At 40.0% G+C, this 17777-nt stretch carries 20 protein-coding genes; 19 read left to right on the forward strand and 1 reads right to left on the reverse strand.

Translation table 11 applies throughout. The features are described from left to right. The first annotated feature begins 10 nt into the window (after positions 1-10). The 13 genes from hprK (at position 11) to hisIE (ending at position 10679) form a co-directional block, all read left to right on the forward strand. On the forward strand, positions 11-949 hold the full coding sequence (gene hprK / locus DS031_RS00080) for an HPr(Ser) kinase/phosphatase (RefSeq protein WP_113803895.1): 939 nt from the start codon (positions 11-13) through the stop codon (positions 947-949). A 30-nt stretch (positions 950-979) separates the two neighbouring features. Continuing rightward, entirely contained in the window at positions 980-1795 is an 816-nt protein-coding gene (gene lgt / locus DS031_RS00085) for a prolipoprotein diacylglyceryl transferase (RefSeq protein WP_113803896.1), read from the forward strand. 23 nt (positions 1796-1818) lie between these two features. Continuing rightward, positions 1819-2775, forward strand: coding sequence for a nucleoside recognition domain-containing protein (locus DS031_RS00090; protein WP_113803897.1), 957 nt, complete (start codon positions 1819-1821; stop codon positions 2773-2775). Further along, entirely contained in the window at positions 2765-3412 is a 648-nt protein-coding gene (gene ppaX / locus DS031_RS00095; protein WP_113803898.1) for a pyrophosphatase PpaX, read from the forward strand. The genes DS031_RS00090 and ppaX overlap by 11 nt, the downstream gene beginning before the upstream one ends. Beyond that, positions 3409-3933, forward strand: coding sequence for an acyltransferase (locus DS031_RS00100; protein WP_113803899.1), 525 nt, complete (start codon positions 3409-3411; stop codon positions 3931-3933). Before ppaX ends, DS031_RS00100 begins: the two co-directional genes overlap by 4 nt. A gap of 276 nt (positions 3934-4209) precedes the next feature. Then, positions 4210-5394, forward strand: a complete 1185-nt coding sequence (locus DS031_RS00105; protein WP_113803900.1) for an ATP phosphoribosyltransferase regulatory subunit — start codon at positions 4210-4212, stop codon at positions 5392-5394. After that, positions 5391-6032 carry an ATP phosphoribosyltransferase gene (gene hisG / locus DS031_RS00110; protein WP_113803901.1) on the forward strand — a complete coding sequence of 214 codons (642 nt, stop codon included), beginning with the start codon at positions 5391-5393 and terminating at the stop codon, positions 6030-6032. Before DS031_RS00105 ends, hisG begins: the two co-directional genes overlap by 4 nt. Beyond that, positions 6029-7309, forward strand: a complete 1281-nt coding sequence (gene hisD / locus DS031_RS00115; protein ID WP_113803902.1) for a histidinol dehydrogenase — start codon at positions 6029-6031, stop codon at positions 7307-7309. Before hisG ends, hisD begins: the two co-directional genes overlap by 4 nt. Continuing rightward, on the forward strand, positions 7306-7893 hold the full coding sequence (gene hisB / locus DS031_RS00120; RefSeq protein WP_113803903.1) for an imidazoleglycerol-phosphate dehydratase HisB: 588 nt from the start codon (positions 7306-7308) through the stop codon (positions 7891-7893). The genes hisD and hisB overlap by 4 nt, the downstream gene beginning before the upstream one ends. Further along, a complete protein-coding gene (hisH, locus tag DS031_RS00125) occupies positions 7894-8526 on the forward strand; it encodes an imidazole glycerol phosphate synthase subunit HisH (RefSeq protein ID WP_113803904.1) in 633 nt (210 codons plus the stop codon). 22 nt (positions 8527-8548) lie between these two features. After that, complete coding sequence (gene hisA, locus DS031_RS00130) at positions 8549-9283, forward strand: 1-(5-phosphoribosyl)-5-[(5-phosphoribosylamino)methylideneamino]imidazole-4-carboxamide isomerase (RefSeq protein WP_113803905.1); 735 nt, start codon at positions 8549-8551, stop codon at positions 9281-9283. After that, positions 9283-10041, forward strand: coding sequence for an imidazole glycerol phosphate synthase subunit HisF (gene hisF, locus DS031_RS00135; protein WP_113803906.1), 759 nt, complete (start codon positions 9283-9285; stop codon positions 10039-10041). Before hisA ends, hisF begins: the two co-directional genes overlap by 1 nt. Beyond that, on the forward strand, positions 10038-10679 hold the full coding sequence (gene hisIE / locus DS031_RS00140) for a bifunctional phosphoribosyl-AMP cyclohydrolase/phosphoribosyl-ATP diphosphatase HisIE (protein WP_181832939.1): 642 nt from the start codon (positions 10038-10040) through the stop codon (positions 10677-10679). Before hisF ends, hisIE begins: the two co-directional genes overlap by 4 nt. Positions 10680-10687: 8 nt before the next feature. On the opposite strand, the gene DS031_RS00145 is transcribed toward hisIE, so the two are convergent. Further along, positions 10688-10882: a hypothetical protein gene (locus DS031_RS00145; protein ID WP_113803907.1), complete on the reverse strand. Its 195-nt coding sequence runs from the start codon at positions 10880-10882 to the stop codon at positions 10688-10690. A gap of 244 nt (positions 10883-11126) precedes the next feature. Between DS031_RS00145 and DS031_RS00150 the strand changes: the two genes are divergently transcribed. The 6 genes from DS031_RS00150 (at position 11127) to whiA (ending at position 17719) form a co-directional block, all read left to right on the forward strand. Continuing rightward, positions 11127-12737 carry a tetratricopeptide repeat protein gene (locus tag DS031_RS00150; protein ID WP_181832940.1) on the forward strand — a complete coding sequence of 537 codons (1611 nt, stop codon included), beginning with the start codon at positions 11127-11129 and terminating at the stop codon, positions 12735-12737. A gap of 392 nt (positions 12738-13129) precedes the next feature. Beyond that, a complete protein-coding gene (trxB, locus tag DS031_RS00155) occupies positions 13130-14080 on the forward strand; it encodes a thioredoxin-disulfide reductase (protein WP_113803909.1) in 951 nt (316 codons plus the stop codon). A gap of 298 nt (positions 14081-14378) precedes the next feature. Beyond that, the gene (locus DS031_RS00160) at positions 14379-14837 is read left to right on the forward strand and encodes an 8-oxo-dGTP diphosphatase (protein ID WP_113803910.1); all 459 of its coding nucleotides are present in this window, start codon (positions 14379-14381) and stop codon (positions 14835-14837) included. A gap of 30 nt (positions 14838-14867) precedes the next feature. Further along, positions 14868-15749: an RNase adapter RapZ gene (gene rapZ, locus DS031_RS00165; protein ID WP_113803911.1), complete on the forward strand. Its 882-nt coding sequence runs from the start codon at positions 14868-14870 to the stop codon at positions 15747-15749. Then, positions 15746-16720 carry a gluconeogenesis factor YvcK family protein gene (locus DS031_RS00170; RefSeq protein ID WP_113803912.1) on the forward strand — a complete coding sequence of 325 codons (975 nt, stop codon included), beginning with the start codon at positions 15746-15748 and terminating at the stop codon, positions 16718-16720. The genes rapZ and DS031_RS00170 overlap by 4 nt, the downstream gene beginning before the upstream one ends. Before the next feature lie 57 nt (positions 16721-16777). Continuing rightward, on the forward strand, positions 16778-17719 hold the full coding sequence (gene whiA, locus DS031_RS00175; RefSeq protein WP_113803913.1) for a DNA-binding protein WhiA: 942 nt from the start codon (positions 16778-16780) through the stop codon (positions 17717-17719). The last annotated feature ends 58 nt before the right edge of the window (positions 17720-17777 follow it).

The following is a 17777-nucleotide window of genomic DNA, read 5'->3' on the forward strand; positions in this document are numbered from 1 at the left end:
AGAAACAAACATGGCAAAAGTACGCACGAAAGATTTAGTAGATAAATTTAATTTAGAGCTTGTTCACGGAGAAGAGGGTCTTCATCGCCCAATCGTAACGAGTGATATTTCACGTCCGGGACTTGAAATGGCTGGTTTTTTTACTTATTATCCTGCCGATCGTCTGCAGCTGTTAGGAAAGACGGAGTTATCGTTTTTAGAGAACATTTCTGCTGATCAGCGCAAAGAGCGTCTGGAGAAGCTTTGTACAGATGAAACACCAGGTATTGTCGTTTCTCGTGACTTAATTGTTCCTGAAGAATTAATTGAAGCCTCTCGCAAAACAGGTGTACCGATTATGCGTTCAAGTGTTACAACAACGCGTTTATCAAGCCGTATTACAAACTATTTAGAAAGCCGTTTAGCGCCGATGACAGCGATTCACGGGGTGCTTGTTGATATATATGGGGTTGGTGTATTAATTACAGGATCAAGCGGTGTTGGGAAAAGTGAAACAGCATTAGAACTTGTTAAGCGCGGGCATCGTTTAGTTGCTGATGATTCAGTTGAAATTCGTCAAGAACAGGAAGATACACTCGTTGGCAGTGCGCCTGAACTGATTCAACATTTATTAGAAATTCGTGGCCTAGGCATTATTAATGTAATGACACTATTTGGGGCGGGAGCGATTCGCAACTACAAAAAAATCTCACTCGTTATTAATCTCGAACTTTGGGATTCAAAGAAAGTATATGATCGTCTTGGCTTAGAAGAAGATCGAATGAGAATTATTGATACAGATGTTACAAAACTAACGATTCCAGTGCGCCCTGGTCGTAACTTAGCCGTTATCATTGAAGTCGCTTCGATGAACTTCCGTTTAAAACGAATGGGAATGAATGCTGCACAGCAGTTCTCAGAGCGCTTAACACATGTGATTGAAGATGAAACAGAACATGATTTATTTTAAGAGATAAGATACAGAATAGGAGTGGGAAGTATGGAGCTTGCGATGGTTCAACCACTTGACCGCACAGCACTTGAACTAGGGCCGCTTACCGTGTATTGGTATGGCGTTATTATTGCCACAGGCGCTCTTCTAGGGTTATGGCTTGCAGTTCGTGAAAGTGAACGCCTCGGCTTAAAAAAAGACACATTTGTTGATCTTGTAATGTGGGCCGTGCCAATTGCGATTCTTTCAGCAAGATTTTATTATGTACTGTTTAGCTGGAGTCATTATAAAGACAACCCAGCTGATATTATTAAAATTTGGGAAGGCGGCATTGCCATTCACGGCGCATTAATTGGCTCTGTTGTCACGGCGGTTGTATTTGCGAAAAAACGAGGATTATCGTTTTGGAAAATTGCTGATATTGCAGCCCCTAGTATTATTTTAGGGCAGGCAATTGGTCGTTGGGGGAATTTTATGAACCAAGAAGCCCACGGTGGACCGGTATCACGCGAATTTTTAGAAAGTTTAAACCTTCCTGAGTTTATTATTAACCAAATGTATATTGATGGCACATACTATCATCCAACTTTTTTATATGAATCGCTTTGGAATATCATTGGTTTTGTAGGGCTTTTACTGCTGAGAAAAGCAAACTTACGGCGGGGAGAGCTGTTTTTAACGTATGTGATTTGGTATTCAATTGGCCGCTTTTTTATTGAAGGACTTCGTACAGACAGTTTAATGCTGACAGAAACATTGCGAATGGCGCAGTTTATTTCAATTGTCCTTATTGGTTTAGCTGTTGTCTTAATTTTGTATCGCCGTTTGTCAGGAAAAGCAGCTAAGCGATACAAAGACCTTTAATAAGAAAGAGAGGAGCCTCTCACATGGTAGGAACATTGAAAAAAGGCTTTTTAGTCGGGCTTAAGACAACGTGGGATTTAGGAAAAGTTATTTTTCCTGTTACATTAGTTGTAACGATGCTTCAATATACGCCTATTTTAGGTTGGTTTATTTCAATCCTGACACCTTTAATGAAGTGGATTGGTCTTCCTGGTGAAGCGGCGATTCCGCTTGTAATCGGTAATTTTTTAAACATTTATGCGGCGATCGGTGCGATTTTAACGCTTGATTTAACCGTAAAACATGTATTTATTTTAGCGGTGATGCTGTCGTTTTCTCATAACCTTTTCATTGAATCAACGGTTGCTGCAAAAGTTGGCGTGAAAATATGGATTGTGATGGCGGTAAGAATTGGACTAGCGGTTATATCTGCCTTCTTTATTCATCTAGTTTGGAAGGGCGGCAGTGAGCTTGCAAAGTACGGTTTTATTTCACAAAATAATGATGAAGTAAACGGATGGGGGAATATGATCGTACAGGGAGCTGAAAAAGCCGGTTTAGGTGTGCTTCAGCTTGCGATAATTGTCATTCCACTAATGATCTTTATCCAAATTTTAAAAGACCTTTCTTGGCTGGATGTGTTTTCAAGGTGGATGGCACCTGTTACAAAAATGCTCGGGATGCGTGAAAATACATCGACAACACTTGCGGCAGGCTTATTTTTTGGATTAGCATTTGGAGCAGGTGTGATGATACAGGCGGCAAAAGAAGATAATGTGTCAAAAAAAGACTTGTATTTAGCATTTATTTTCCTCGTTGCTTGTCATGCGGTTGTCGAGGATACATTATTATTTATTCCACTTGGCATTCCAGTCTGGCCGCTCCTTTTAGTTCGGCTCGTTGCTGCAATTTTATTAACAATTGTTGTCGCATTTGTGTGGAACCGTATTGGAAAAAAGAAGCTAAACTATCAACGAAAGGAAACAGCTTATGACCATTAATACAATTTTATTTGATCTAGACGGGACATTAATTAATACCAATGATTTAATTATCGCTTCATTTACTCATACGCTCAATCACTATTATCCTGGCGAGTATGGCCGCGATGATATTGTAGGATTTATTGGTGAGCCGCTTTATGAAAGCTTTGCCCGTATGAATAAAGAAGGGGCAGACGATATGGTGGCAACCTATCGGGAGCATAATATTGCAAATCACGATTTATTAGTAACAGAATATGAAGGTGTTTTTCAAACAATTGAAATCCTTCATAAACGAGGTTATAAATTAGGAATTGTTACAACAAAAATGCGCAATACCGTTGAAATGGGATTAAAGCTGACAAAACTTGATCAATTTTTTGATGTGGTTGTCACACTTGATGATGTTAAAAACGCAAAACCTCACCCTGAGCCGCTGCAGCAGGCAATGGAGAAGCTTGGTGCTAAACCAGAAGAAACGATGATGGTTGGCGATAGTCAGTATGATATTAAAGGTGGGAAAAATGCGAATGTAAAAACCGCTGCTGTGGTCTGGACAATAAAAGGAAAGGACTTTTTAGCTGAGTTTAATCCTGACTATATGCTTGAAACGATGCCTGATTTACTTGATATTGTTGGAGCAAGTGTGAAGTGAGAAATACGGAGCGTTATCCGGTCAAAGGAACGAACTCGCTTTGGCAGATTTACAAAACCGTATCCTTTTTTAAAGTAATGAAAAACTTTACCATTATTCAAATTGCGCGCTACATGCCATTTGTATCGGTAAAAAATGTGTTGTATCGGAAATTTTTAAAGATGAAAATTGGCGATCACACTGCGGTAGCGCTTATGGTGATGATGGATATCATGTTTCCTGAGCGAATTACAATTGGGAAAAATACGATTATCGGCTATAATACGACCATTCTTACCCATGAATATTTAATAAATGAATATCGTCTCGGTGATGTTGTGGTTGGAAATGAAGTAATGATCGGTGCGAACAGCACGATTTTACCAGGGGTAACAATTGGAGATGGGGCTGTTGTTTCAGCAGGCTCGCTCGTTCATAAAGATGTCCCTCCTGGCGCCTTTGTTGGCGGTAATCCAATGAGAGTTATTTATACGAAAGAAGAAATGGAAAAACGGAGTAAACATAAGGGGTTGTCTCAATAGGGTCTGCCCCCCATAACCTCACACAAGGTGTAGATGCGTTTTATAAATCGCATACTATATATGAGGCGGGGAGAGTCGGGCTCTATGCTTTTGAGACATCCCCTTGTTTCTTATTTTCTATATTAGCTTTTATGGTAGTATTTAGATATTGATAAGTTTGTCAAAATTTTTACATAGTTTCGGTTGACGGTGATGAAAATGACGTGTAGACTACTAATAAAGTTCTTTATTTTGGTAGCACATTAGCGAACTAAAGTGCAGAGGAGTGAACGAGTCGTGTCAAAACCATTCGTATTTGAAAAACCTTTAGGTATGCGTGATACGCTTCCTTTACTATATGAAACAAAGAAAAAAATTCGCAATAAAATTGAACGTGTGATTCAAAGCTGGGGTTATCAATTTATTCAAACACCAACACTTGAATATTACGATACAGTTGGGTCAGCTTCATCAACACTTGAGCAGCAGCTGTTTAAGCTTTTGGATCAGCAGGGGAAAACACTTGTCTTAAGACCGGATATGACAGCGCCAATCGCCCGGGTGGCAGGTTCAAGCTTAAAAGAAGTAACATACCCGCTTCGCCTTGCGTATGACACGCAGTTATTTCGCGCCCAGCAGCGTGAAGGCGGTCGTCCTGCCGAGTATGAGCAAATTGGTGTTGAGTTAATTGGTGATGGAACAGGCAGTGCCGATGCTGAAGTAATCAGCTTAATGGTCTCGATCTTTAAAGAAACAGGCTTAAAAGATTTTCAAGTTGCAATCGGACATGTTGGCTTTATTAATTCATTATTTGTTGATATTGTCGGCAATCAGGAGCGCGCGGATATTTTGCGCCGCTATTTATATGAGCGCAATTATGTTGGTTTTAAACAGCATGTAAAAAGTTTGCAGCTTTCTTCTATTGATAAGCGCCGTTTACTCTCATTATTAGAGCTTCGCGGCGGGAAAGATGCGATTGCAAAAGCGTATGAAGTTTTTGGTGAAAGTGATCGTGACGGAACGATTGAACAGCTGGCAGCACTTTGGGATGTGCTTGAAAGCTACGGTGTCACTGATCATGTGAAAATTGATTTTACACTTGTTCGTCATATTAATTACTATACAGGGATTGTGTTTGAAGCATATGGAAGCAATCTTGGCTATGCGTTAAGCGGCGGCGGTCGCTATGATCAGCTGTTAGAAAAATTTAACCGCCCGGCGCAGGCAACAGGGTTTGGGATTCGGTTAGATCATTTAATTGAAGCACTTGGCATGACAGAAGAAGAGCCGGAAATTACGTGTGTCATCTTTAGTCCAGAGCGCCGTTCTGAAGCGATTGATCTTGCTGCTAAAAAGCGCCGCGAAGGAGAACGCGTTGTGCTTCAAGATCTTACCGGTATCGGCGATTTAGATGCAGTAACAGAGCGGTTTTCAGAAGTCGTTTATTGTATTGGGAAAGCAGGCAAGGGGGTCACATCATGAAAGAGCAGTTAACAATTGCAATGCCAAAAGGACGTATTTTTATTGAGGCCGTTGAGCTGCTGCGAAAGGCAGGTTATGATTTGCCGCCGGAATTTGATGATTCAAGAAAATTAATTCTTGATATTAAACAGGAAAATATGCGTTTTATTTTAGCGAAGCCGATGGATGTTCCTACATATGTTGAACATGGTGTGGCGGATATCGGAATTGCCGGAAAAGATGTTATGCTTGAAGAAGAGCGTGACGTGTATGAAGTGCTTGATCTTAAAATTAGTGAATGTTACTTAGCGGTGGCAGGGCTTCCGAATACAAAAATTCAAGATGTTGCCCCGAAAGTCGCGACGAAATATCCAACCGTTGCTTCAAAATATTTCCGCGAACAGGGCGAGCAGGTTGAAATTATTAAATTGAACGGATCAATTGAGCTTGCACCGTTAATTGGCTTAGCTGATCGCATCGTTGATATTGTTTCAACAGGCCGAACGTTAAAAGAAAATGGTCTTGTCGAACTTGAGCATATTGTGGATATTACTTCCCGTCTTATTGTCAATCCAGCAAGCTACCGCATGAAGTCAACAGAAATTGACGATATGGTTGACCGTTTATCGGTACTGATTGAAGGAGAAGATGCATCATGAAAATACTTGCTGTAGAGAACACAGTTTCCTTAAAACGCGATATCGAGCAGGGAACAGACTCCCAAAGAGAAGCAGTTTTAGAAATTATCGAGCGCGTCAAAGCAGAAGGTGACACTGCTCTTTATCAATTTACTGAAAAGTTTGACGGTGTGAATCTTTCTTCTTTAAAAGTAACCGAAGAAGAATTTGAAAAGGCGTATCAACTTATCGATGAAGAACTTGTTGGTTATATTCGTGAAGCGGCGTCCAATATTCGTGATTTTCATGAAAAACAAAAGCGCAACTCGTGGTTTACAACAAATCCAGACGGCACCATGCTTGGTCAAAAAATCACCCCGCTTGATTCAGTTGGTGTTTACGTACCAGGGGGGACGGCTGCCTATCCTTCGTCTGTTCTGATGAATGTTCTGCCGGCTCAAGCAGCAGGTGTTGAACGAATTGTGATGGTTTCACCTCCTTCAAAGGAAGGAACACTGCCGGCGGGTGTACTCGTTGCCGCTCGTGAAGTTGGCGTAACCGAAATTTATAAAGTTGGCGGTGCCCAAGGGGTTGCGGCCCTTGCGTATGGAACGGAAACGATTCAGCCTGTTGATAAAATCGTTGGACCCGGAAATATTTATGTGGCACTCGCAAAGCGTGAAGTGTTCGGACACGTTGATATTGATATGATTGCAGGACCGAGTGAAATTGTTGTGCTCGCAGATGAAACAGCAAAAGCGGATGCTGTTGCAGCCGATTTATTATCACAAGCAGAACATGATATGCGTGCCTCAGCTGTACTTGTAACGCCTTCGCAAAAACTTGCTGAAGAAGCAGCAGAAGAAGTAAACCGTCAGCTTGAAACATTACCGCGAAAAGAAATTGCTGCAGCATCGATTCGTGATTACGGAGCGGCTTACGTAACGAAAGACCTAGAAGAAGCGATAAAAGTAGTCAATGAACTGGCCCCTGAGCATTTAGAAGTGATTATTGAGGACCCGATGAGTATTCTTAGCGATATTCGACATGCAGGCGCAATTTTCTTAGGACCATACAGCTCAGAACCTGTTGGCGACTATTTTGCAGGACCAAATCATGTGCTGCCGACAAACGGCACAGCGCGTTTTTCAAGTCCATTAAATGTGGATGATTTTCAAAAGAAATCAAGCATTATTTCTTACAGCAAAAAAGCGATTGACGAAAATGGCTATAAAATTGCCACCCTTGCTAGATTAGAAGGTCTTGAAGCACACGCAAGAGCGGTTGAAGTACGATTAGTGGAGGAGAAGAAGAAATGACACGTGAAGCATCGATTGAACGCAATACAAATGAAACGCAAATAAAGCTTTCATTAAACATAGATGGTGAAGGACAAGGAGAGCTTGAAACAGGAGTTCCATTTATGACCCATATGCTTGATCTTTTTCGCAAGCACGGGCAGTTTGATTTAAATATTGCTGCAAACGGTGATACAGAAATTGATGATCATCATACAACAGAAGATATCGGCATTTGTCTTGGACATGCGTTAAAAGAAGCGCTTGGCGATAAAAAGGGAATTAAACGATATGGTAGTGCATTTGTACCGATGGATGAGGCGCTTGCGCAAGTTGTTGTTGACTTAAGCAACCGCCCGCACCTTGAGTTTCGCGGCGAACTTCCAAGTCAAAAAGTAGGCACATTTGATACAGAAAATGTGCATGAATTTTTATGGAAATTAGCACTTGAAGCACGTATGAACCTTCATGTTATCGTTCATTACGGCCACAACACGCATCATATTATTGAAGCAGTATTTAAAGCATTAGGACGTGCGCTTGATGAAGCAACAAGCATTGATCCTCGCGTTAAAGGTGTGCCTTCCACAAAGGGGATGTTATAAATGATCGGCATTGTTGATTACGGAATGGGCAATCTTCACAGTGTTAGTAAAGCACTTGAACGTTTAAATTATGACTATGTTCTGTCCGATAACCCAGAAGAATTAAAAGAAGCGAAAGGATTAATTTTACCAGGTGTAGGAGCATTTAAAGACGCTGTTGAAGCATTAGAGTTTACAGGATTAAAACAGTTTGTTGAAGACTATGTCGCAGAAGGAAAGCCGCTTCTTGGTATTTGCCTTGGCATGCAGCTGTTATTTGAAGAAAGCGAAGAAAATGGCTTTTCAAAAGGATTTGGTTTTTTACCGGGACGTGTCGAGCGCTTCTCGGGGGCGACACAAGACGGTGAAGCGTATAAAGTGCCACATATGGGTTGGAATTATTTGCATTTCAATGATCCGAGTTCTGTTCTTTTAAAAGGCTTAAAAGAAGATTACGTATACTTTGTGCACTCGTACGTTGTTAAGACGAAGAATGTGGATGTCACACTTGCAAGTGCTGATTATTATGATGTTAAAGTGCCGGCGGTTGTTGGACGTGAAAATGTTTTCGGTACACAATTTCACCCTGAAAAAAGCAGTAAAACCGGTCTTGCGATTTTACAAAACTATGCAGATTTTATTGAAGGAAAATAAGCAGTGCTGAAAGGGGCAAAAAATAATGTCATTTACAATCTATCCAGCGATTGATATGCGCGGTGGTAAGTGTGTTCGATTACTGCAGGGCGATTATAATCAAGAAACAGTTTACGGTGACTCACCGTTTGATATGGCGAAACAATTTGTTGAACAAGGAGCAGACTGGATTCACATGGTCGATCTTGACGGGGCGAAAGCAGGGAAACGTGTCAACCATGAATATGTGCTTCAAGTTGCAAAAGAGCTTCCTGCGAAAGTGCAAATCGGCGGCGGAATCCGTAATGAGGAAGATGTGGCGTTTTACTTAGAGAAGGGTGTTGACCGCGTCATTTTAGGAAGCAGTGCGATTTCAGATCCTGACTTTGTAAAAAAGATGTTAAAACAGTATGGTGAAAAAATTGCGATCGGTATTGATGCACGTGACGGCTATGTGGCGGTTGAAGGCTGGTTAAAAACTTCAGAAGTAACAGCAGAAGAGCTAGCGCTTGAACTAAAAGAACATGGGGCAGAAGTGTTTATTTTCACAGACATTTCAAAAGACGGTACATTGTCTGGTCCAAATGTTGAAGCAATTGTTAAGCTTGCAGAAGCAACGGGAAAAGAAGTAATTGCTTCCGGCGGTGTTAGTCAGTTATCTGACCTTGAAGTGCTTTCTGAAAGCAAAGAGAAAGGTGTTGGCGGTGCAATTGTCGGTAAGGCGCTTTATACAAACCAATTCTCACTTTCTGATGCGTTAAGAAAGGTGAATGTGTAATGCTTACAAAACGAATTATTCCTTGTTTAGATGTAAAAGAAGGACGCGTTGTAAAGGGCATTCAGTTTGTTGGTCTTCGCGATGCCGGTGATCCTGTTGAGCTTGCCGCATTTTACGATGAAGAAGGAGCAGATGAGCTTGTCTTTTTAGATATTTCAGCTTCCCATGAAGGACGGAAGACAATGGTTGATGTTGTTCGTGAAGTAGCGGCAACACTTGCGATTCCTTTTACAGTTGGCGGCGGTATTAACGCGTTAGAAGATATGAAACGCGTGCTTCGCGCTGGTGCTGATAAAGTATCGGTAAATACAGCAGCGGTTCTAAATCCCGAACTTATTAAAGAAGGTGCCGACTATTTTGGCTCTCAATGTATTGTTGTTGCGATTGATGCGAAATACGATGAAGAGTTGAATTCTTGGCGCGTTTATACACACGGCGGCCGTAAGCCGACAGAATGGGAAGTTGTCGAATGGGCAAAACATGCGGTAAGTCTTGGCGCGGGAGAAATTTTACTTACAAGTATGGATCAAGACGGCTCGAAAACAGGCTTTAATAATACCTTAACAAAAGCGGTAAGCGAAGCAACTTCTGTACCGGTCATTGCTTCAGGCGGTGCAGGAAATGCCGAGCATTTTTATGACACATTTACAGAAGGAAAAGCGGATGCTGCATTAGCTGCGTCAATTTTCCATTATAAAGAAACGTCTGTTACAGCTGTAAAAGATTATTTAAAGAAACAAGGGGTGACGATTCGATGATAAACGTAAATGAACTAAAATTTGATGAAAAAGGTTTAATTCCAGCGGTTGTTCAAGATGCAGCAAGTAAAGAAGTGTTAACCGTTGCTTATATGAATGAAGAGTCACTCACAAAATCATTAGAGACAAAAGAAACATGGTTTTACAGCCGTTCTCGTCAAGAGCTATGGCATAAAGGAGCAACCTCAGGAAATACACAGCGTATTGTCGATATGCGCTATGATTGTGATCAAGACGCACTTGTTGTGTTAGTAACGCCGAGTGGTCCAGCTTGCCATACAGGAAGCTACAGTTGTTTTTCTAAGTCTTTGTTAAATGAAGAAGCGGCAGTTAGGGAAAATCGCTTTGATATTGTGAACGAATTAGAAACAGTAATTGCTAAGCGTGAAGCGGAACGACCTGAAGGGGCTTATACAACATACTTATTTGAAAAAGGTGTTGATAAAATTTTAAAGAAGGTTGGCGAAGAAGCTGGCGAAGTGATTATTGCAGCAAAAAATCGCGATCCTGAAGAATTAAAGTGGGAAGTAGCTGATTTACTTTATCACCTGCTCGTATTACTTCGTGAACAAAAACTGCCGCTTGATGATGTGTTACAAGTGTTAGAAGAGCGTCATAAACCGAAAGAAGAGAAGTAAGCATATGCTTATTTCTCTTCTTTTAGTTTAGCTTTTTCTTCTTTTGTATTATATTTTACATTTTTAAGGTCGGTATCATTTTCTTCATATTGTTTATTTTCACCGTATTGAATATCGCCTTCTCCTGCAGCAGGTTCTTCAGTGCTGCAGCCTGTTATTGTAAGGAAAGAAGCGATAATAGCAAATAAAAATATCTTTTTCATAGAAAATCCTCCAGTATTCTCGTTTTCATTTACATGATGTCAACCTGCCTGCTTGTAACATTCGTTGAAAGTGTACAAAGGAACAATTTCGCACGAATGAGTCAAAATCAACATATCCATCTTGGAATGTTAAGTCTATCTATATTGTTTACGAGCGATTTGAAAATATCCTTGTCCATGATGTTGAAAATGTTGTAAATGTGTTATACTTTCAAAGGTATGATTAAATGAAATGGAGGCCAGCATGAAAAAAGAAAAAGTAACGAACGAAAGCGGCCAGTTGATTCCATTTATCCAGAGTGGAGACTATTACTTTGAGCGCGCATTATCTTTTTATAAAAAGCGTGATTTGCATAAAGCGAAAAAATACTTGCAGCGTGCGGTTAAGCTAGAACCGCATGAAGCAGCCTATATATGTCAGCTTGCAGCCGTGCAGGCTGAACTTGGTGAATACATTGAGTCAAACGAATGGTTTGAAAAAATTATGCAAGAGATTGACCCTGACATGAGTGAATGTCATTTTTTTATTGCAAATAATTATGCACATCTCGGTATGTTTGATGAAGCTGAAAAGCAGGCAAATTTATATTTAACAAAGGATCCGGATGGTGAATTTGCGGAAGATTTAGAAGAGCTTCTATGGTTTATTGAAGAAACATTTGAAGGAGAAGAAATCGAATCACCGCTCGTTGATTACGAAGAGGAAATTATCCACCAGCATGAACAAGCGAGAAAGCGCCTTGAATCAGGAGATTTTTATAGCGCGATTTCCCTTCTCGAAAAGATGACGGCAGAACATCCAACTTTTTGGGCTGCCTATAATAACTTAGCACTTGCTTATTTTTATTCGGGACAATCGGAGGAAGCATTAAGTGTATTAAAGGAAGTATTAACAGAAAACCCTGGGAATTTGCACGCGTTATGTAATGCGGCGCTCTTTTATCATTTTTTAAAAATGGATGAAAAAAGCGGAATACTTGCCGAGCGTTTGAAAAAAGTGTATCCGACCCATTTAGAGCACCGCTATAAGCTTGCGAGTACATTTGGGATGCTTGGAGAGCATGAAATTGCTTATGCAAGGCTTACAAAACTAAAAAAATATGGATTTGAGTGGGAACCGAGCTTTTATCATTGGTTTGCGGTTTCAGCCTTTATGACAGGGCGCAAAGCACAAGCGAAAAGGGAGTGGAAGCGACTTAAAGAAATTGACCCACACAATCAAATTGCAGAAGAGTGTTTAGCACGTTTAGAAAAAGGAACACTCCATCCTGAGCACCTTCATGAGCAAAGCGCAACCTTTTCCCAGCACCCTTATGGGGAACAATCGCTTGAAGATGTGAGAAAAGAAACAGAAGCGAAAGTACTTCAGCTCTTTCTACTTCGCGACAGTGGAAAAGCAAAAGATTATGAAATGTTAAAACAGTTTTGTGAAAATAGAGAAGAACCTCTTTTATTAAAAGAGGTTGCCGCTTTTACAATGCTTGAAATACATCCACACGAAACAGTCGTTGTGAAAGAAAAGGCAAACAGCATCCTGTATAAAGCAAAAGAAGAGCTTCCCGCTTTTATTCATCATGCTGTTGATATAAAAGATAAGCTTGCAAAACGATTTTCTGCTTTAGAATTAGAGCAAGTAATGACGTGTATCTGGTTAAAGCTGTTTGGATATGCTCGTTTAGAAAACATGCCCCTTCAAAACACGAACGCATGGGCAGCAGCGGGTGAGTATGCGTGGCGAAAACAATACGCTGATCCTATTTCTCAAAAAAAGCTTGCAAAAGAATATGAGCTTTCCCCTGTGACGATTTCGAAATATGTGAAACAACTGCAGCAAATTATCGAAAATGAACAATGAAACAACAAGGGGCTGTCTCAAAAGCATAGAGTCTGACCCTCCCCGCCTCATATATAGGATACGTTTTATAAAACGTATCTATATCTTATAGGAGGTTGTGGGGGGTCTGATCCTAATGAGACACCCCCTTGTTGTTTTCTGCAGACAGACTTTTCAAGAAGTTTTATTATTTGCAGCCAAGGGAAACTTAAAATATCTGCTTTTAACATCCGTTGAAAACGCGCGAAATGGCTTCTTTCGCTTTTTTGTGAGCAATTTCATAGACTTCTTATTCAGTATTTTATAGGATAAAAACAGATAAACTAAACAAAAACAGGATAAATTGAAACGTGCTTTTTTATTTAGAAAATGATACTTTTATTTAGTAGATGTTAATAAAGGAGTGAACATTGGTGAGTGAAGAAAAAATTTATGATGTCATTATTGCGGGAGCGGGACCAGCAGGGTTAACTGCAGCGGTTTACACATCACGTGCAAATTTAAGTACATTAATGATTGAAAGAGGAATTCCAGGCGGACAAATGGCGAACACAGAAGATGTGGAAAACTATCCAGGATTCGACCATATTTTAGGTCCAGATCTTTCAAATAAAATGTTTGAACATGCCAAGAAATTTGGTGCGGAATATCAATATGGAGATATTAAAGAGATTATTGATGGGGAAGAATACAAAACGGTTGTTGCTGGAAATAAAGAATATAAAGCACGTGCAGTGATTGTAAGTACGGGTGCTGAATATAAGAAAATCGGTGTGCCGGGAGAAAAAGAACTCGGCGGGCGCGGTGTTTCTTACTGTGCTGTATGTGACGGTGCTTTCTTTAAAGGGAAAGAGCTTGTTGTGGTTGGCGGCGGCGACTCTGCTGTAGAAGAAGGTGTTTATTTAACACGCTTTGCCTCAAAAGTCACGATTGTTCACCGCCGTGAAGAACTGCGTGCACAAAAAATTCTTCAAAAGCGCGCATTTGAAAATGAGAAAGTGGATTTCATTTGGAATCATACTGTAAAAGAAATTAATGATAAAGATGGCAAAGTGGGCAGCGTCACACTTGTTCATACGGAAACAGGAGAAGAACAAGAATTTAAAACAGAGGGTGTATTTATCTACATCGGGATGATTCCGTTAAATCAAGCGGTTAAAAACTTAGGAATTACAAATGAATCAGGTTATATCGAAACAAATGAAAAAATGGAAACGAAAATTGCTGGTATTTTTGGTGCTGGCGATGTACGTGAAAAAACGCTTCGTCAAATTGTAACAGCAACAGGTGATGGCAGTATTGCCGCACAATCGGCACAGCACTATATTGAAAACTTAAAAGAAAAGCTTAGCCTTAAGTCATAATAAATAAAAAAGATGTTAATTAACAAAAATTACAAAAAAGTCATTTGATATTAACACATCTGTAATCATTTTGAAATAGAAGTAAGTTATAATGAAAGCGAAATTGACCCCCTTTTATTTTATATAGCTTTATTAGCACAGGTAGATCCTGTGCTATTTTTTTGTGGGTTTTAAAAAATAATTGAATCTTTCCTTAAAGGGGTTAAGGAGATTTTTGTCGAATATATACTATAATTAATAGCTATGTTTATTGTGAGGGAATCTAAATCATAGTATACTTAATGCAGAGGTGACGCTTGTGCAGCGAGTAACAAACTGTATTTTAAAAAAGGGTAATCAAGTTTTACTGCTTCAGAAACCTAGGCGTGGATGGTGGGTTGCACCAGGCGGCAAAATGGAACCTGGAGAGTCAGTAAAGGACTCTGTAACAAGAGAATTTCGAGAAGAAACAGGTATTTATTTAAAAAACCCGACATTAAAAGGGATTTTTACATTTATTATAAAAGAAAATGAAAAAGTTGTATCAGAGTGGATGATGTTTACGTTTTATGCAGATGAATTTGATGGCGACGCCTTAGATGAATCGGAGGAAGGAAAAGTAGCATGGCAACCTACAAATGCCATTGGAGAACTGCCGATGGCACCTGGCGATCATCATATTCTTGATTATGTGTTAAAAGGAACGGGAATTATCTTTGGGACGTTTACCTATACACCTGATTTTCAGCTGTTAGCTTATCGATTAGATCCATCATAAGCTTGATTGTAAAAAGGGGGAGAGGAAATAATGACAGAACAAAAAGAGACGCAGATGGTCATTATTACTGGAATGAGCGGTGCAGGAAAAACCGTCGCGATGCAAAGTTTAGAAGACCTCGGCTTTTTCTGTGTGGATAATTTACCGCCTGCACTTGTACCAAAGTTTGTCGAGTTAATAAATGAATCGCAAGGGCGTCTTGATAAAGTAGCGCTTGTAATGGATTTAAGAGGGCGCGACTTTTTTGACGATTCTTTTAAAGTGATTGATGAATTAACAACAAATGAGCATATAAAGGTACAAATTTTATTTTTAGATGCCAAAGATTCTGGTCTTGTCCGCCGTTATAAAGAAACAAGAAGATCTCATCCTCTTTCGCCTGAGGGACTTCCGTTAGAAGGCATTAAGCTTGAACGTGAAATCCTGGAAGAATTAAAAGGCCGCGCTCAGCAGGTTATTGATACAACAGATTTAAAACCGGTGCAGTTAAGAGAAAAGATTATTGAGCGTTTTACATTTCAAACAAAACATCCGTTTACCGTCAATGTGATGTCATTTGGTTTTAAATATGGCATTCCAATTGATGCGGATCTTGTTTTTGATGTACGCTTTCTTCCTAATCCGCATTATATTGACCATATGCGTCCCAAAACAGGTCTTGATGAAGAAGTATCTTCTTACGTCCTAAAATGGTCAGAAACACAGCAGTTTATTGAAAAATTATCAGAACTCCTCTCCTTTATGCTTCCTCAATACAAGCGGGAAGGGAAAAGCCAACTCGTTGTTGCGATTGGTTGTACCGGAGGGAAACACCGTTCTGTTACATTAGCTGAGTATTTAGGAAAACAATTTGCTGAGGAATATCGGACCCATACTACGCACCGAGATGTTGAGAAAGGAAGGCATACATGAAAGAAACCCAGCCGAAAATTGTTGTCATAGGAGGGGGAACAGGGCTTTCGGTTCTGCTTCGAGGATTAAAACGCTTCCATGTGGATATTACAGCGATTGTCACTGTTGCAGATGATGGGGGAAGTTCTGGTCGCCTGCGGGATGAATTTCATATTCCTCCTCCAGGCGATGTTCGAAATGTATTAACCGCACTTTCTACGGTGGAGCCTTTATTAGAAGCTGTCATGCAGCATCGTTTTAAAAATGGCAGCGGACTTTCAGGACATTCGCTTGGAAATTTACTTTTGGCAGCGATGACAGATATTACGGGTGACTTTGTAACCGCCATTCGCGAGCTTAGTCGTGTGTTAAATGTAAAAGGAAAAGTACTGCCTGCAGCAAATCAAAGCATCGTATTAAAAGCAGAGATGGAAGATGGATCGATTGTTGTAGGGGAGTCCAAAATCCCCCAATCAAACAAAATTATTAAACGGGTTTTTTTAAGCCCAGAAGAAGTTGAACCGCTGTTTGAAACATTACAAGCGATTCGGGAAGCAGATTTAATTGTTTTAGGACCTGGCAGTTTGTATACAAGTTTACTGCCGAATTTGCTTGTTCCAAAAATTAGTGAAGCGGTACGAATGGCAAAGGCGAAAAAAGTGTATATATGTAATGTGATGACACAACCTGGAGAAACAGAAGACTATACCGCTTCTGATCATGTGCAGGCCATAATTGACCATGTTGGCGCTCAATTAATCGATACGATTGTTGTAAACGCGTCCAGTGTTCCGAAAGAAGTTTCCGATCGCTATGCATTAGAAGGAGCAAAGCCTATTGTTTATGATGAAGGGCGGCTTAAATCCTTTGGTTTTGAAGTGATTAGTGATAAAATAATTCAATATGATAATCTATTAATTCGACATAATGCAAGAAAAGTTTCAAAAATTCTGCTCTCGCTTATTCCAACTTCTTCGGAACAAACAACATGATGTAAAAGCAGAGGGAAAATAAAAAGCCCCTGCGGGTATAAAGGGGGGTGAAATGGTGTGTCATTTGCAGCCGAAACAAAAAAAGAGCTAACACAGCTCGAGATCAAACCTTGCTGTACAAAAGCGGAACTGGCAGCACTGATTCGTATGAACGGTTCTATTTCATTTGGCAGCAATCAGCTTATATTAAACATACCAACAGAGAATGCGGCCATTGCAAGGAGAATTTATACGCTCATTAAGCAGATGGATTCTTATCACGTTGAACTGCTTGTGCGAAAGAAAATGCGCCTTAAGAAAAATAATGTTTACATTGTCCGCTTAGCCGATCGAGCGAGAGAACTGCTTGAGACATTAAAAATTATTGATGAGCACTTTGCCTTTACACGGAAAATTAATGATGAATTAATTAGAAAAACGTGCTGCAAACGCTCCTATTTACGCGGTGCTTTTCTAGCGGGAGGCTCAATCAATCATCCTGAAACTTCTTATCATCTAGAGATCTTTTCAATGTATGAGGAGCACACCGCTTCACTTTGTGAGTTAGTGAACAGTTTTGGGTTAAACGCAAAAATGCTTGAGCGTAAAAAAGGGTATATTATTTATTTAAAAGAAGGCGAAAAAATTACTGAGTTTTTAAACATTATTGGTGCTCACCGTGCCCTGCTTTATTTTGAAGATGTACGAATTATGAAAGATATGCGTAATTCCGTAAATCGTCTGGTTAATTGTGAAACAGCCAATTTAAATAAGACAGTAGGAGCAGCAATGCGTCAAGTCGAAAACATTAAATTAATTCAGCGAGAAGTTGGCCTTGAAATTTTGCCTGACAAGTTAAGAGAAATTGCAGAGCTTCGCGTTAAACATCAGGATGTAACATTGAAGGAGTTAGGAGAAATGGTGGAAAGCGGACAAATTAGTAAATCCGGGATTAACCATCGTCTCCGTAAGATAGATGAAATTGCCAACAAAATTCGTCTAGGACAGCCGCTGTCCTAAACGAATTTTAGAACATACATGATAGCGTTTACTAGTTGTTTATTTAATTACAATGAGG

The sequence above is a fragment of the Bacillus taeanensis genome (genome assembly GCF_003318295.1).
In the GTDB taxonomy this organism is placed as follows: domain Bacteria; phylum Bacillota; class Bacilli; order Bacillales; family UBA6769; genus Maribacillus; species Maribacillus taeanensis.